The 14,354-nt window shown below is 72.5% G+C and carries 12 protein-coding genes; 9 read left to right on the plus strand and 3 right to left on the minus strand.

Going from position 1 to position 14,354, the window contains the following annotated elements; genetic code table 11:
- Positions 1–3: 3 nt before the first annotated feature.
- Together ACIHAR_RS11535 and ACIHAR_RS11540 are read right to left on the minus strand one after the other, a co-directional pair.
- Positions 4–2,943: a tetratricopeptide repeat protein gene (locus ACIHAR_RS11535; protein ID WP_400018767.1), complete on the minus strand. Its 2,940-nt coding sequence runs from the start codon at positions 2,941–2,943 to the stop codon at positions 4–6.
- Complete coding sequence (locus ACIHAR_RS11540) at positions 2,943–4,814, minus strand: HSP90 family protein (RefSeq protein ID WP_400018769.1); 1,872 nt, start codon at positions 4,812–4,814, stop codon at positions 2,943–2,945. The genes ACIHAR_RS11535 and ACIHAR_RS11540 overlap by 1 nt, the downstream gene beginning before the upstream one ends.
- Positions 4,815–4,980: 166 nt before the next feature.
- Here ACIHAR_RS11540 and recG point away from each other — a divergent pair, with 166 nt between their 5' ends.
- The 8 genes from recG (at position 4,981) to mutM (ending at position 12,438) form a co-directional block, all read left to right on the plus strand.
- Complete coding sequence (gene recG / locus ACIHAR_RS11545; protein WP_365460460.1) at positions 4,981–7,197, plus strand: ATP-dependent DNA helicase RecG; 2,217 nt, start codon at positions 4,981–4,983, stop codon at positions 7,195–7,197.
- 175 nt (positions 7,198–7,372) lie between these two features.
- Complete coding sequence (gene rsmD / locus ACIHAR_RS11550) at positions 7,373–8,002, plus strand: 16S rRNA (guanine(966)-N(2))-methyltransferase RsmD (protein ID WP_365460584.1); 630 nt, start codon at positions 7,373–7,375, stop codon at positions 8,000–8,002.
- Between the two features lie 26 nt (positions 8,003–8,028).
- Positions 8,029–8,508, plus strand: a complete 480-nt coding sequence (coaD, locus tag ACIHAR_RS11555; RefSeq protein WP_365460587.1) for a pantetheine-phosphate adenylyltransferase — start codon at positions 8,029–8,031, stop codon at positions 8,506–8,508.
- 99 nt (positions 8,509–8,607) lie between these two features.
- Positions 8,608–9,699, plus strand: a complete 1,092-nt coding sequence (locus tag ACIHAR_RS11560) for a cell division initiation protein (protein ID WP_365460463.1) — start codon at positions 8,608–8,610, stop codon at positions 9,697–9,699.
- Between the two features lie 149 nt (positions 9,700–9,848).
- Positions 9,849–10,493, plus strand: coding sequence for a YceD family protein (locus ACIHAR_RS11565; RefSeq protein ID WP_365460466.1), 645 nt, complete (start codon positions 9,849–9,851; stop codon positions 10,491–10,493).
- 2 nt (positions 10,494–10,495) lie between these two features.
- Positions 10,496–10,669: a 50S ribosomal protein L32 gene (gene rpmF / locus ACIHAR_RS11570; protein WP_003951102.1), complete on the plus strand. Its 174-nt coding sequence runs from the start codon at positions 10,496–10,498 to the stop codon at positions 10,667–10,669.
- A 19-nt stretch (positions 10,670–10,688) separates the two neighbouring features.
- Positions 10,689–11,498 carry a ribonuclease III gene (rnc, locus tag ACIHAR_RS11575; protein WP_400018773.1) on the plus strand — a complete coding sequence of 270 codons (810 nt, stop codon included), beginning with the start codon at positions 10,689–10,691 and terminating at the stop codon, positions 11,496–11,498.
- Positions 11,499–11,577: 79 nt separating this feature from the next.
- Positions 11,578–12,438 carry a bifunctional DNA-formamidopyrimidine glycosylase/DNA-(apurinic or apyrimidinic site) lyase gene (gene mutM, locus ACIHAR_RS11580; protein WP_365460472.1) on the plus strand — a complete coding sequence of 287 codons (861 nt, stop codon included), beginning with the start codon at positions 11,578–11,580 and terminating at the stop codon, positions 12,436–12,438.
- Here the strand turns inward: mutM and ACIHAR_RS11585 are convergent.
- Positions 12,411–12,809: a winged helix-turn-helix transcriptional regulator gene (locus ACIHAR_RS11585; protein WP_400018865.1), complete on the minus strand. Its 399-nt coding sequence runs from the start codon at positions 12,807–12,809 to the stop codon at positions 12,411–12,413. The two genes, mutM and ACIHAR_RS11585, sit on opposite strands and share 28 nt — an antisense overlap.
- Before the next feature lie 146 nt (positions 12,810–12,955).
- Between ACIHAR_RS11585 and ACIHAR_RS11590 the strand changes: the two genes are divergently transcribed.
- A complete protein-coding gene (locus ACIHAR_RS11590; protein ID WP_400018776.1) occupies positions 12,956–13,543 on the plus strand; it encodes a flavodoxin family protein in 588 nt (195 codons plus the stop codon).
- Positions 13,544–14,354 lie beyond the last annotated feature (811 nt).

A 14,354-nucleotide genomic window follows, 5' to 3' on the forward strand; every position in this document is an offset into this window, starting at 1 on the left:
ACGTCAGTCCGCCGCCTGTTCCGCGACGACCTGCAGCAACTGCTCCGCCTCCGTCCGCCGTGCCCGCACGGCCTCGTCACCCCCGCCCTCGGCGTCGGCCTCCGCGTACACCCGGAGCACCGCCCGCGCGCGTGCCGCCGCCTGCTCGGGACGTCCCAGGTCGGTCTCCAGCCAGCCCGCGGCCAGTTCGGCCCCGGTGCGGGCGTGCAGCGGCGCGTCGTCGCCCAGGGAGACGAACACCGCGACCGCCTCGGCCATCTGGCACAGGGCCTCCTCCAGCGCGGCCCGGATGGAGTCGTCGTCGGCGTCCTCCGGGACCGAGCGGGCGAGCAGGTCCCCGAACTGGCGGTGGGTGTGGCCGAGCTCGACGACCAGCCGCAGGCGCGTCTCGTCGTCCTCCGCCGCGTCCAGCGCGTCCGCGCACTCCTCCACGGCGCTCGTCATCAGCCTGCGCGCCCCGTCCGTGCCGTCCTCCGTGCGCAGCGCCAGCCACGCGCGGGCACGCAGGGACCGGACCAGCCCGTGGACGTTGCCGAGGGAGCGCCACAGCTCACCCGCGAGCGCGTAGGCCCGGTCCGCCTCATCCGGCAGGCCCGCCTGGCCGAGCGACTCGGCGGCCAGGTGCGCCAGCGTCGCGTGGTCGTGCTGCTCGGGCCAGTGCCGGGCGATCTCGGCGGCCTGAAGCCGGCGTTCGGCGGCGGCCCGGTGCTCGCCGAGCTCGCTCAGGCAGTCGCCGAGCCACCACTGCGTCTGGACGACCACCCCGTCGCCGTGCGTCTCGGCGTCCAGGTCCGTCAGCGCCGACTCCAGCACCTCCGCGGCCTCGGCCCAACGGCCCTGGCGCACCAGGAACCCGCCCAGCTGGTGGCGGGCCCACGCGCCGAACGTCGGGCCCTCGCCCGCCTCGTCGGCCCAGTGCGCCGCCTCCAGGGCGTGCTCCGCGGCCTCGTCCGCCTCCCCCCGGCCCCCGACGACCTCGGCGAGCTGGAGGTGCAACTGGGCCCGCCCGACCGGCTCCAGGTACGCCCCGCCGTGCTCCAGGGCGGCCCGCAGCGCACGCTCCGCCTCCACCAGGTCGCCCAGGTGGTGCGCGAGCCCGGCCAGCCGGGCCTCGTACTCCACGGCGAACCACGGCAGACCCGCCGCCACGAACTCCGCCGCCGCCCGCGCGAACAACCGAGCACCCTTCTCGGGGCTCCCCGAGCGCGCCGCCAGCTCCGCGAGCATCGCGCGCCCCTCGGCGACCCGCGCGGCGAGCCGTACGTCGTCCCCGGCCCGCCCCTCGACCAGCGCCAGCACCTCCCGCACGGCCGCCTCGGCCTCCGCGAGGACCGCCTCCGCCACGGGCCCGTCGGCCTCGTGGACGCGCCGCATCAGGATCCGCGCGCGGCCCATCAGGACGCCCGCCGTCTGCCGGACCTCCGTGCCGCCCTCGGCGTACAGCGCGAGCACCCGGTCGTAGGGTTCGGCGACCGCCGCGAGCGCCTCGTCCACGTCCCCGGCGAGCGCGCGGACGTACGCGGCACGCGCGCGGGCCGCCAGGGCCTCTCCGGGATCGCCCGCCTCCGCGTACAGCTGCGCCGCGCGCTCGAACGTTTCGGCACCCTCGGGGCCGCGCCCCATCGCCTCGTGGTCGGCGATCTCCGCCCGGTCGCGCGCGTCCAGTTCGACGCCCTCGGCGGCCCGCGCCACCGCCGCCCACGCCTCCACGGCGTGCGGCTGCAGGGTGTCCGACAGCCGCCGTGCCTCGGCGAGCAGGGCGGACGGCTCGACCTCGCCGGCGGGCGCGGCGGGAGACGGCGGCACCGGCACGCTCGGCGCCGGCGTCCGTACCGCCCGCACGCCCAGCGGCAGCCGCTCCACCAGCGGACGCTGCGCCATCCGCGCGCGTGCCCGTTCGCTCACGTACGACGTGCCGTTGCGTTCGTCGAACCGCGCGGCCAGCGCGAGCGCCTCACCGCGCGCGTGGGCGGCGAGATCGTGCGCCGTCCACGTCCGCCCGGCCGGTCCGGGCACCTGCTGCCCGCCCAGGCCCCGTTCGGCCAGCCGCTCCATGAGCAGCACGACCACGCTCAGGTACTCCAGCCTGCTGCGCGGATGACCGTCGTCGGTGAAGTACGCCGGCCGCTCCGCGAGCAGCTCCAGGCCCCGCGCCTCGTTGCCGGTCAGCGCGCAGAACTCCACGTGGTCGGCGTACGCGCCCCGCATGCTCTCCATGGTCCGCACCAGCCGGAAGCCGCGCAGGTGATGGGCGCGGGCCTCGTCCAGGCGGCCCAGCCGCAGCAGCGGCACCAAGGACGACGCGAGCACGGTGTGCGGCTCGTGCGCGCACGTGTACGTGCCCTCCAGGACGGGCGCCCACAGCTCCAGCGCCTCGGCGTCCCGGCCCCGCTCCGCCTGCCACCAGCCCTGACCGTGCAGCTCGCAGGCGTGGCAGTCGGCCATGCTGTCGCGGTCCGCGGCCAGCCAGGCGGCGAACGCCCGCTCGGCCCGTGCCACGTCCCCGACGTGCGCGGCCACGCTGAACTCGGCGCTGCGCACGGCCCGCTCGGAGTGCCCGGCGAGCCGGTAGCGGTGCTCCATCTCGCCCAGCCACTTCTCCACGGACGCCAGCGGGATGTGCGGCTGGTCGAGCATCCCGGCCGACATCCACTTGAAGACCCAGTGCAGCGAGTGCGTCTCGTACTCGTCGAAGTCCTCGGGCCGCTCGTCCCACATGCGCAGCAGCCGCGCGAACGGGACGAACATCTTGGCCTTCTCGGAGCTGTAGTTGTAGACCTTCAGCTGGTGCCCGAGCGCCTCTATCACGGCGAGCGGGATGTTCAGCCTCTCGGCCTCCACGAGCAGCTGCTCCGCGCGCGCGTTGCGGGCCGGGCCCTCGGGCTGCTCGGAGTTCTCCGCCATCGCCCGGCGGAGGGAGTCGAAGTCCGTGATCTCGGTCATCAGTGGCCGTCCTCCCCCTGCGCCGGCTCCCCGTGAGCGGCGTCCCCGCGTGTGGTGTCCCCGTGCGTGGCCCATTCCAGAAGGCCGATGAACGAGCGGTTCAGCAGCGCGGAGTCAGCGGGCCGCAGGGGCCGCTGCGCCATCAGCAGCGCCTGCCCGTACAGCGACTCGGTGGCGGTGCCGACCAGCTCGGCGTCGCGCAGGGAACTGATCCGCCGGATCAACGGGTTGAGGTGGTTGAGCACCAGACGCGCGCGCGGGGCGCTGCCGCGCAGGGAGCCCAGGATGCCCGCCCACAGGTCGTCCGCCTGCGCCTCGGCCTCCGCCCGCGCCTGCTCGTGCCGGGCCGCCCGGTCGTCCAGGTGCAGCGCGGGCACGGACAGGGGGTGGAAGGACCGCAGCACCACGTCGCAGCCCAGCGGGTCGAGCTTCGCCCGCGCGGCCGCCAGGAACCCCGACAGCGCCAGCTCCTCGGCCGGGTCGACCGCGTCCAGGTGCGCGGTCACGGTGTCCGCGTCCAGCTCGGCGACCACCGTCCCCGGCCGCACCGACGGCAGCGCCTCGACGAGCTCGCTGTCGTAGGTGTAACCGCCGTTGATCACCCCGACGCCCTGCGCGGAGGCGATCGGGGCGACCTGCCGGTACTCCTCCACGGTGCGCGTGAAGTGGACCACCGGGTGCCGCTGCGCGAACTCCTCCAGGGACAGCCGTCCGTCCGTCGTCTCGAAGGGCAGCCACGGCAGCATCGTGCGCAGCATCTCCCTGTCGTGCCGCGCCAGGGACTTCACGCCCAGGTGGTGCACGGTCAGGAACGCCGCGAGCCGCTCCGGGTCACCGGCGGCGAGGCCCGTCAGCCAGGAGCGGATCCGTTCCCCCAGCGCCTCCCGCACGGCCGCCAGTGTCTCGTCCTCGTACAGGGACTCGCGCGAGGCCGTGGGCCGCAGACTGTCCGTGTCCAGCACGCATCGCACGAAGAACGCCCAGTCGGGCAGCAGCTGTTCGGCCCGCTCGGTCAGCAGCATGCCCTTCAGGTGCACGCGATGGCCCGCCCGCTGGGCCGGACTGACCGCCGAGGGCAGCACGTACGCCACCCCGCGGATGCCCGCCAGCGGCACGTTCAGCTCGATCGAGTCCAGCGGTGTGAAACCGAACAGCTCGTGGCAGTGCCGGGCCAGCGCCACCCGTCGGTTGGCGGGGGAGGGGTACGGCCGGTCCCAGGGCGCCGGCAGGTCGGTGACCGCCTCGTCGCCGACCCGGACGTCGTACGGCAGCAGCGAGCCGAAGTCCCGCGCCAGTTGCAGGACCCGCTGGTCGCCGAGCCACTCGCCGGCCCCCGCCCGCGCCACCAGGTGCACGGTCGTGCCCGGCTCTGGACGCTCGTCGTCGGGCAGCGTCCGCACGGTGTACGAGCCGTCGTCACGGGCCGTCCACTCCACGGGCGGCGCGCCGGGCGTACGGGCGCTGCGGCTGACCACCCGGATCCGCTCGGCGACCACGAAACAGGCGAGCAGCCCGATGCCGAACTGCCCGAGGAAGTCGGACCGGGCCTCCTGCAGGCCGTCCGCCCGCTTGGAGCTGCGCCCGATGGTGGCCAGCAGGCTGTGCACATCGGCCTCGGTGAGGCCGATGCCGGAGTCCTCCACCCGCAGCCCGCCGTCCGAGGCGAACAGCCGCACCCGCGCCGGTGCGTCGGGCTCCTCGGCCCGCCGGGCGGTGACGGCGTCCACCGCGTTCTGCAGCAGCTCGCGCAGATAGACCCTGGGACTGGAATAGAGGTGATGGGACAGCAGGTCCACCAGACCACGCAGGTCGACCTGGAACGTATGAGGTGACGGTGATGCGGGAGACGGCTGTGAGGTCTGGGAGTCCATCGCTGCGGCGCCGCGGACGGGGGGAGGCCGACGGCGCGGGGTCGGGCGGTCCCGGTGGGGCGGTGACCGCGGGGATGGCCGGAGCGCGCCATCCTAGGCCCCGAACGAGCCGTCTGACCAGGGGTTTCAAGACACGTATACGGCAATGTCAGTGGCGTGGTGTGCAATGGATCTCGTGCCCGCACTCGAAGAACCACTGAAAAAGGTGCTCGGCCCACCGACCGCGAAGGTGATGGCCGAGCACCTCGGCCTGCACACCGTCGGCGATCTCCTGCACCACTACCCGCGCAGATACGAGGAGCGCGGCCAGCTCACGCACCTCGCCGACCTCCCCATGGACGAACACGTCACGGTGGTCGCCCAGGTCGCCGACGCCCGCCTGCACACCTTCGCCTCCGCCAAGGCGCCCCGCGGCAAGGGCCAGCGCCTGGAGGTCACCATCACGGACGGCAGCGGCCGCATCCAGCTGGTCTTCTTCGGCAACGGCGTCCACAAACCCCACAAGGAGCTCCTGCCGGGCACCCGCGCGATGTTCGCGGGCAAGGTCTCCGTCTTCAACCGCCGCCTCCAACTCGCCCACCCCGCCTACGAACTGCTGCGCGGTGACGCCGACGACCCCGGCGAGACGGTCGAGACCTGGGCGGGCGCCCTCATCCCGATCTACCCCGCCACCGCCAAGCTGGAGTCCTGGAAGATCGGCAAGGCGATCCAGACAGTCCTGCCCAGCGCCCAGGAGGCCCTCGACCCCCTTCCCGACAGCCTCCGCGAGGGCCGCGGCCTGGTCTCCCTCCCCGAGGCCCTCCTCAAGATCCACCGCCCGCACACCAAGGCCGACATCGCCGACGCCCGCGCCCGCCTGAAGTGGGACGAGGCCTTCGTCCTCCAGGTGGCCCTCGCCCGCCGCCGCCACGCCGACGCCCAACTCCCCGCCGTCCCGCGCAGACCACGCCCCGACGGCCTCCTCGCCGCCTTCGACGACCGCCTCCCCTTCACCCTCACCGAGGGCCAGCGCAAGGTGTCCCAGGAGATCTTCGACGACCTGGCGACGGACCACCCGATGCACCGGCTGCTCCAGGGAGAGGTCGGATCGGGGAAGACGATGGTCGCCCTGCGCGCCATGCTCGCCGTCGTCGACGCCGGCGGGCAGGCCGCGATGCTCGCCCCCACCGAGGTCCTCGCGCAGCAGCACCACCGTTCCGTCGTCGAGATGATGGGCGAGCTCGCCGAGGGCGGGATGCTGGGCGGGGCCGAGGACGCCACCAAGGTGGTGCTGCTCACCGGGTCGATGGGGGCCGCCGCGCGCCGTCAGGCGCTGCTCGACCTGGTCACCGGAGAGGCCGGGATCGTCATCGGCACCCACGCGCTGATCGAGGACAAGGTCCAGTTCCACGATCTGGGGCTGGTCGTGGTCGACGAACAGCACCGCTTCGGCGTCGAACAGCGCGACGCCCTGCGCGGCAAGGGCAAACAGCCGCCCCACCTGCTCGTCATGACCGCCACCCCCATCCCGCGCACGGTCGCCATGACCGTCTTCGGCGACCTGGAGACCTCCGTCCTCGACCAGCTCCCGGCCGGCCGCTCACCGATCGCCAGCCATGTGGTCCCCGCCGCCGACAAGCCCCACTTCCTCTCCCGCGCGTGGGAGAGGGTCCGCGAGGAGGTGGCGGGCGGCCACCAGGCCTACGTCGTCTGCCCGCGCATCGGCGACGAGGAGGACGACCCGAAGAAGGCCGGCAAGAAGAAGTCCCCGGAGGACGAGGCGGACAAGCGCCCGCCGCTCGCCGTGCTCGACGTGGCCGACCAGCTCGCCAAGGGCCCTCTCCAGGGCCTCGGGGTCGAGGTGCTCCACGGCCGCATGCCCCCGGACGACAAGGACGCGGTCATGCGCCGCTTCGCCGCCGGAGACACCGACGTCCTGGTCGCCACCACCGTCATCGAGGTCGGGGTCAACGTGCCGAACGCCACGGCGATGGTGATCATGGACGCCGACCGCTTCGGCGTGTCCCAGCTCCACCAGCTGCGCGGACGCGTCGGCCGGGGTTCCGCTCCCGGCCTCTGCCTCCTCGTCACCGAGATGCCGGAGGCGAGCGCCGCCCGCCAGCGCCTCGACGCCGTCGCCTCCACCCTCGACGGCTTCGAGCTCTCCCGCATCGACCTGGAACAGCGCCGCGAGGGCGACGTGCTGGGCCAGGCACAGTCCGGGGCCCGTTCCAGCCTGCGGGTGCTCGCCGTCATCGAGGACGAGGAGGTCATCGCCGAGGCCAGGAAGGAGGCCACGGCGGTCGTGGCGGCGGACCCGGAGCTGGCCGCACTCCCTGGCCTGCGGACGGCCCTGGACGCCCTCCTGGACGAGGAGAGGGAGCAGTACCTGGAGAAGGGGTGAGCCGGCCCGCGCCAGGGGGCGCGGAGCCGTGCCAGCACGCCTCCGGGCAGGGCCTGGCCTGCGCGGATGAGCATGGGGACGGCGACGTCGGTGCCGTCGGCGCTCCACCGCGTGGCCGCGATCGGCCACGACGGCCCCGCGGCCGGCCACGCGCCGGAGCACCCCTCATCCGACCCTGCCAGACTGGACCTGTAGTCACCCCACGACCAAGGACCCGAAAATGACCCGCGTGATCGCCGGCGCAGCCGGCGGACGCCGCCTGGCCGTCCCGCCGGGCACCGGCACTCGCCCCACCTCCGACCGCGCACGCGAAGGTCTCTTCTCCACCTGGCAGTCCCTGCTCGGCGGCCCCCTCGACGGCGAACGCGTCCTCGACCTCTACGCCGGTTCCGGCGCGGTGGGCCTGGAGGCCCTCTCCCGCGGCGCCGGGCACGTGCTGCTCGTCGAGGCCGACGCCCGCGCCGTCCGCACCGTCCGGGAGAACGTGAAGAACCTCGGCCTCCCCGGCGCCGAGGTCCGGGCGGGCAAGGCCCGGCCGATCATCCAGACGCCCCCGGCGGAGCCGTACGACCTGGTCTTCCTCGACCCCCCGTACGCCGTCTCCGACGACGATCTTCGGGAGATTCTGCTCACACTCCGCTCGGAAGGGTGGCTCGCGCCGGAAGCCCTCGTCACCGTGGAGCGCAGCACCAGAGGCGGAACGTTCGACTGGCCGGAGGGCTTCGAGGCGATCAGGTCCCGTCGCTACGGCGAGGGAACGTTTTGGTACGGTCGCGCCGCCTCTACGTGCGAAGACGCACGATGACCGGACCGGAGAGCGAGGGATCACAAGTGCGCCGCGCCGTCTGTCCCGGGTCGTTCGACCCGATCACCAACGGACACCTCGACATCATCTCCCGCGCCTCCCGCCTCTACGACGAGGTCTACGTCGCGGTGATGATCAACAAGTCCAAGAAGGGCCTGTTCGAGATCGACGAGCGGATCGACCTGATCCGCCGGGTCACCGCCGAGTACGCGAACGTGCGGGTCGAGGCCTTCCACGGCCTCCTCGTCGACTTCTGCAAGCAGCGCGAGATCCCGGCCATCGTCAAGGGCCTGCGGGCGGTCAGCGACTTCGACTACGAGCTGCAGATGGCCCAGATGAACAACGGCCTCTCGGGCGTCGAGACGCTCTTCGTGCCCACCAACCCCACCTACAGCTTCCTCTCATCCTCACTGGTCAAGGAGGTCGCGACCTGGGGCGGAGACGTCTCCCACCTGGTCCCGCCGATCGTCCTGGAAGCGCTGACCGAGCGCCTGCGGCAGGACTGAGCGACTGACGGCCCGTCACCCGGTGTCCGCCGGACACCTCGTGGCCGTACAGTCGTCCCGTCCGTCTCCAACACAGCTGTAGAGAGTGGCGAGCAACCGGTGGACGTGCAGAAGAAGCTCGACGAGATCGTCACGGCGGTCTCCAGCGCCCGATCCATGCCGATGTCGGCCTCGTGCGTGGTCAACCGCGCGGACCTGCTCGCCCTGCTGGAAGAGGTGCGCGCGGCCCTGCCCGACTCCCTCGCCCAGGCCCAGGAGCTGATCGGCGGCCGGGAGCAGATGGTCGAGCAGGCCCGCCAGGAGGCCGAGCGGATCATCGAGACGGCACACGCCGAACGGGGCTCGCTGATCTCCGACACCGAGATCGCCCGCCGTTCCCAGGCGGAGGCCGACCGCATCCTCGCCGAGGCCCGCAAGGAGGCCGAGGACATCCGCGCCGAGGCCGACGACTACGTCGACTCCAAGCTCGCCAACTTCGAGGTCGTCCTCACCAAGACCCTCGGTTCGGTCGGCCGCGGCCGCGAGAAGCTCCTCGGTACCGGCCCGGGCACCGACGAGAACGGCTACGAGGACGAGGACGCCCCCGAGCGCAGCCACGACCCGGAGACCCTGCGCCGCGACGCCGACGCCTACGTGGACGCCAAGCTGGGCGCCTTCGAGGCGGTGCTGGCCAAGACCCTGGAGGCGGTCGGCCGCGGCCGGCAGAAGCTGCACGGCCGGATCGCCACCGACGACCTCGGCGCCCTCGCCGACGACACCACGACCTTCCAGCACTCCTCGGACGCCGACTACCTCGCCGACCTCGCCGCCCTGGCGGACCAGGAGGCCCCGGCCGAGCAGCCCGCGCAGCACCAGCGTCAGTACGACCAGCAGCCCGCCCAGCCCGCCTACGGCTACCAGCAGCAGGACCCCTACGCCGGCGGCTACCAGCACCAGACCTACGGCGGCCAGCAGGATCCGTACGGCTACCAGCAGGCCGATCCGTACTCCCCCGCCTTCGACTACGCGCAAGGGGGAGGGGCTCCCGTCCAGGCGTACGACGCCCAGCAGGCCCCGTACGACCCGAACGGGGCCGCGGAGCAGCCCCAGCAGGACCCGCGGGGGTACGCCCTCGACGAGACCAGCCTCTTCGACACGAGCATGATCAGTGCCGAGCAGTTGCGCGCCTACGAACAGGGCCGCGGCCTGTAGCGGCCGGTGCGGCAGCGGGCCGGGGTACCGGATTGGGCTGTGAGCGAAAGCTCCAGTATCCTGGCTCTTCGGTCGCATGCACATCCGCGATCACCGCTGCCCGGAACACCGGGGCAGCGCCCTCAGAGCTCGGAAGATCGAAAGCAGGAATGGCTTCTAACGCCCGCCTCGACCACCGCAACCCCCTCGTGTTCGACACGCACGAGCTGGGTCGGCGTCCTGGCGCGCTGCAGCGCCTGACCCGCACGATCGACGCCCCCAAGGACCTCGGTATCCAAGGGGTCATCGGAGTGCCGGAAGGCGCACCGGTGGAGCTGGAGCTCCGCCTCGAGTCGGTCATGGAAGGGGTGCTCGTCACAGGCACCGCCCGTGCACGGGCCGAGGGGGAGTGCGTAAGGTGTCTGGAGCCGGTCGAGCTGCAGCTCGAAGCGGACTTCCAGGAGATGTTCTCGTACCCTGACGCCGATGACCGGGGCCGCGTGAAGGCGGAACCGGCCGACGACGCCGAGGAAGACGAGGACAGGCTCTTTCTCGAGGACGGCCTGTTCGACCTCGAACCCGTGCTGCGCGATGCGGTGGTGCTCGCACTGCCGATGCAGCCGGTGTGCCAGGACGACTGCCCCGGCCTGTGCTCCGAGTGCGGAGAGCGGCTGGCGGACGACCCGGACCACCACCACGACGCCGTCGACATCCGTTGGGCGGCATTGCAGGGACTCGCCGGTTCACTCGAAGACGGCGAGAAGGACGAGATGAGCGGCGCCGAAGCGGGCGTCGACGAGAAGCAGGAGAAGTAGCCGTGGCTGTTCCGAAGCGGAAGATGTCGCGCAGCAACACGCGCCACCGCCGGTCGCAGTGGAAGGCTGCGGTCCCCACCCTGGTTGCGTGCGAGCGCTGCCACGAGCCCAAGCAGCAGCACATCGCGTGCCCGTCTTGCGGCACCTACAACAAGCGCCAGGTCCTCGAGGTCTGAGCGGCTGGTGAGAGGCTTCATGTCTGACGCCAAGGCGGATTCAGTCGCCAAGAAAAAGGCGGACAACACGGCCTCGTCCCACACGCTTCTGGAAGGGCGGCTCGGCTACCAGGTCGAGTCCGCCCTTCTGGTGCGCGCGCTGACCCACCGTTCCTTCGCGTACGAGAACGGCGGTCTGCCGACGAACGAGCGGCTGGAGTTCCTCGGGGACTCCGTGCTCGGCCTCGTCGTCACGGACACGCTGTACCGCACCCACCCCGACCTGCCCGAGGGCCAGCTGGCCAAGCTGCGGGCCGCGGTGGTCAACTCGCGCGCGCTGGCGGAGGTCGGTCGCGGCCTCGACCTGGGCTCCTTCATCCGGCTGGGCCGCGGTGAAGAGGGCACGGGCGGCCGGGACAAGGCGTCCATCCTCGCCGACACCCTGGAAGCGGTGATCGGCGCGGTCTATCTCGACCAGGGCCTCGACGCGGCCTCCGAACTGGTGCACCGCCTGTTCGACCCGCTGATCGAGAAGTCCTCGAACCTCGGTGCCGGCCTGGACTGGAAGACGTCCCTCCAGGAGCTCACCGCGACCGAAGGGCTCGGCGTGCCCGAGTACCTGGTCACGGAGACCGGCCCCGACCACGAGAAGACCTTCACTGCTGCCGCCCGCGTCGGAGGCGTCTCGTACGGCACCGGCACCGGCCGCAGCAAGAAGGAGGCGGAGCAGCAGGCCGCCGAGTCCGCGTGGCGGTCCATCCGGGCCGCGGCGGACGAGCGTGCCAAGGCGGCGAAGACCGTCCGGGCCGTCGACGGCAGCGCGGACGCCGAGTCCGCCGCCTCCGCCTGACCCACCAGCGCGAACCCAGCGCCCGCCCCCTCGCCGGGGCGGGCGCTCGGCTCGTCCACCGGTTCTACGGGAGTTCCTCATGCCCGAGTTGCCCGAGGTCGAGGTCGTCCGGCGCGGCCTGGAGCGCTGGGTCGCCCATCGCACGGTCGCCGAGGCCGAGGTGCTGCACCCGCGTGCCGTACGCCGTCATGTGGCCGGCTCCGACGACTTCGCGCACCGCCTCAAGGGCCACCGGGTCGGGGTGCCGAGCCGCAGGGGCAAGTACCTCTGGCTGCCCCTGGAGGACACGGCTCAGGCGATCCTGGCCCACCTCGGCATGAGCGGCCAGCTCCTGGTGCAGCCGCAGGGATCGCCCGACGAGAAGCACCTGCGCATCCGCGTCCGCTTCGCCGACGCCCTCGCCACCGAACTCCGCTTCGTCGACCAGCGCACCTTCGGCGGGCTGTCCCTGCACGACACCGGCCCGGACGGTCTGCCCGACGTCATCGCGCACATAGCCCGCGACCCCCTCGACCCGCTCTTCGACAGCGAGGCCTTCCACCAGGCACTCCGGCGCAAGCGCACGACCATCAAGCGGGCCCTGCTCGACCAGTCGCTGATCAGCGGCGTCGGCAACATCTACGCGGACGAGGCTCTGTGGCGCTCCCGTCTGCACTACGACCGCCCGACGGGCACCTTCACCCGCCCCCGCACCCTCGAACTCCTCGGCCACGTCCGGGACGTGATGAACGCGGCGCTCGCCGTCGGCGGCACCAGCTTCGACAGCCTGTACGTCAACGTCAACGGCGAGTCGGGTTACTTCGACCGGTCCCTGGACGCCTACGGGCGCGAGGGGATGCCCTGCAAGCGCTGCGGCACACCGATGCGCCGGCGTCCGTGGATGAACCGGTCCAGCTACTTCTGCCCGAGGTGTCAGAGGCCGCCGCGCGTCTCGTCGTAACGTGCGCGGGCCGCGAGGACGTCGTCCATCCGGCCCTCCAGCAGACGGATCAGGCCCAGGAGCCGCTCGGCCACCTGGCGGCCCAGCGGTGTGAGCTCGTAGTCGACGCGGGGCGGATTGGTCGGCTGGGCGTCGCGGAGCACCAGGCCGTCGCGCTCCAGCGCGTGCAGCGTCTGGGACAGCATCTTCTCGCTCACGCCGTCGATCCGGCGGCGCAACTGGTTGAAGCGGAGCGAGCCCTCGTACAGCGCTCCGAGCGTGAGCGCACCCCAGCGTCCCGTGACGTGCTCCAGCGTGCCGCGCGAGGGGCAGGCCTTGGCGAACACGTTGTACGGGAGGTCCAGGTCCTGCTCCGCGGTGCCCTCGTGCATGCCGTTCATGTCCCCAGCGTACTCGAGTAAAGCGCTAACCGGCAGGTTGCACTAACCAGAAGTTAGTGCTTTCCTTTGGTTACCGCTGACGGGCAGCTTCTTCTCTCACGGCTGCCCGTTTCTCTCACTCGTCGAGGAGTCCGCACGTGACGACCCCCGTTGTCTCCATCGCCTACCACTCCGGCTACGGCCACACCGCAGTCCTCGCGGAAGCCGTCCGCTCCGGTGCCGTCGAGGCCGGCGCCGAGGTGCACCTGATCAAGGTCGACGACATCACCGAGGAGCAGTGGTCGCTGCTCGACGACTCCGACGCGATCGTGTTCGGTTCGCCGACTTACATGGGCACCGCGTCCGGCGCCTTCCACGTGTTCGCCGAGGCGACCTCCCAGCGCTGGGCCACCCAGGCGTGGAAGGACAAGCTGGCCGCCGGGTTCACCAACTCCGGTTCCAAGAGCGGCGACAAGCTGCACACCCTGCAGTTCTTCCAGATCCTCGCGGCGCAGCTCGGCATGCACTGGGTCAGCCTCGGTCTGCTCCCCGGCTGGAACAGCACCACGGCGTCCGAGAGCGACCTCAACCGCCTCGGCGTCTTCCTGGGCGCGGCCGCGCAGACCAACGTCGACGAGGGCCCCGACGGCGTCCACAAGGCGGACGTGGCCACGGCGGAGCACCTGGGTCGCCGGGTCGCCGAAAACGCGAAGGCCTTCGCCACGGGACGGGCACAGGCGGCCTGAGCCGACCCGCACAGGCCGGGACGGCCGAGGCTCCGTAACGTGCTGGACCGGCTGGTGGGGGCGGGGCCGACCGGCAGCGGTGGGCGGGTCCGACCGGGGCACCGCAGCGAGGCGCCCTCGTGCCCGACGGTCTTCGCGGCTCCCCCGGACTCCGGATTCGGCCCTGCCGGACTGACCGGCGGGGCCCTGCCCCGGTTTGCCGACGCTTGCGCCGGGCTGGGGCTCGCCCAGTGATCGCACCTGAGCCGGCTATGACTCGCCCCGGTCACGTGCCCCGCGGCTGGGCTCGGGCCCGCCCCCAGTGTGTGCCGGTGCCCGCAGGGCTGGGGTGTGCACCGTCCCGTATCCGCGCCGAGGTCGGCTTCGACCGAGACTCGCGGGTGCGCGCGCCGGACTCACCCCCATCCCGCACTCGTCGGCACCCTGCGCCGTCACGCCCGTGCTGCGGGGCAGCCCACGAGGCACCCAGGGCAACGGCGCCGAAGGCGGGAGCAACTGCCCGGGCTGCCCGGGCGCCGGCCCGCGCGCGAGCGGGAACACCGGCTGGGCCGATCGTGAGGAAGCCGGAAGCGGGGCTGACCGGGCGAGCGGCTGCCTGCCTCATGTCCTCCTCGAGCCCTCGGTCGCCGGCCCCTGGCAAGGGGCCTCCGCGCGCACGGCTCGCCCGCCCGCAGGCACACCCACCCGCGGCAACCCCGCCCCGGCGGAGTCGTCAGCCGGCGTACGTGCCGCAGATCGGTGGTGTCAGAAGGCGCCGGCGGCGCTAGTAGCCGAAGAAGTGAAGGGTCGGCTCTCTGACCTGCGACCGTGT

The sequence above is a fragment of the Streptomyces sp. NPDC052016 genome (assembly GCF_044548445.1).
Taxonomy (GTDB): domain Bacteria; phylum Actinomycetota; class Actinomycetes; order Streptomycetales; family Streptomycetaceae; genus Streptomyces.

What these genes read in the sequence shown, in the direction of transcription:
- ACIHAR_RS11540 (WP_400018769.1), bottom strand. Translation starts at nt 4,814, where the DNA reads ATGGACTCCCAGACCTCACAGCCGTCTCCCGCATCACCGTCACCTCAT.
- ACIHAR_RS11585 (WP_400018865.1), bottom strand. Translation starts at nt 12,809, where the DNA reads ATGCACGAGGGCACCGCGGAGCAGGACCTGGACCTCCCGTACAACGTG.
- ACIHAR_RS11565 (WP_365460466.1), top strand. Translation starts at nt 9,849, where the DNA reads ATGGCTTCTAACGCCCGCCTCGACCACCGCAACCCCCTCGTGTTCGAC.
- ACIHAR_RS11535 (WP_400018767.1), bottom strand. Translation starts at nt 2,943, where the DNA reads ATGACCGAGATCACGGACTTCGACTCCCTCCGCCGGGCGATGGCGGAG.
- mutM (WP_365460472.1), top strand. Translation starts at nt 11,578, where the DNA reads ATGCCCGAGTTGCCCGAGGTCGAGGTCGTCCGGCGCGGCCTGGAGCGC.
- rnc (WP_400018773.1), top strand. Translation starts at nt 10,689, where the DNA reads ATGTCTGACGCCAAGGCGGATTCAGTCGCCAAGAAAAAGGCGGACAAC.
- recG (WP_365460460.1), top strand. Translation starts at nt 4,981, where the DNA reads ATGGATCTCGTGCCCGCACTCGAAGAACCACTGAAAAAGGTGCTCGGC.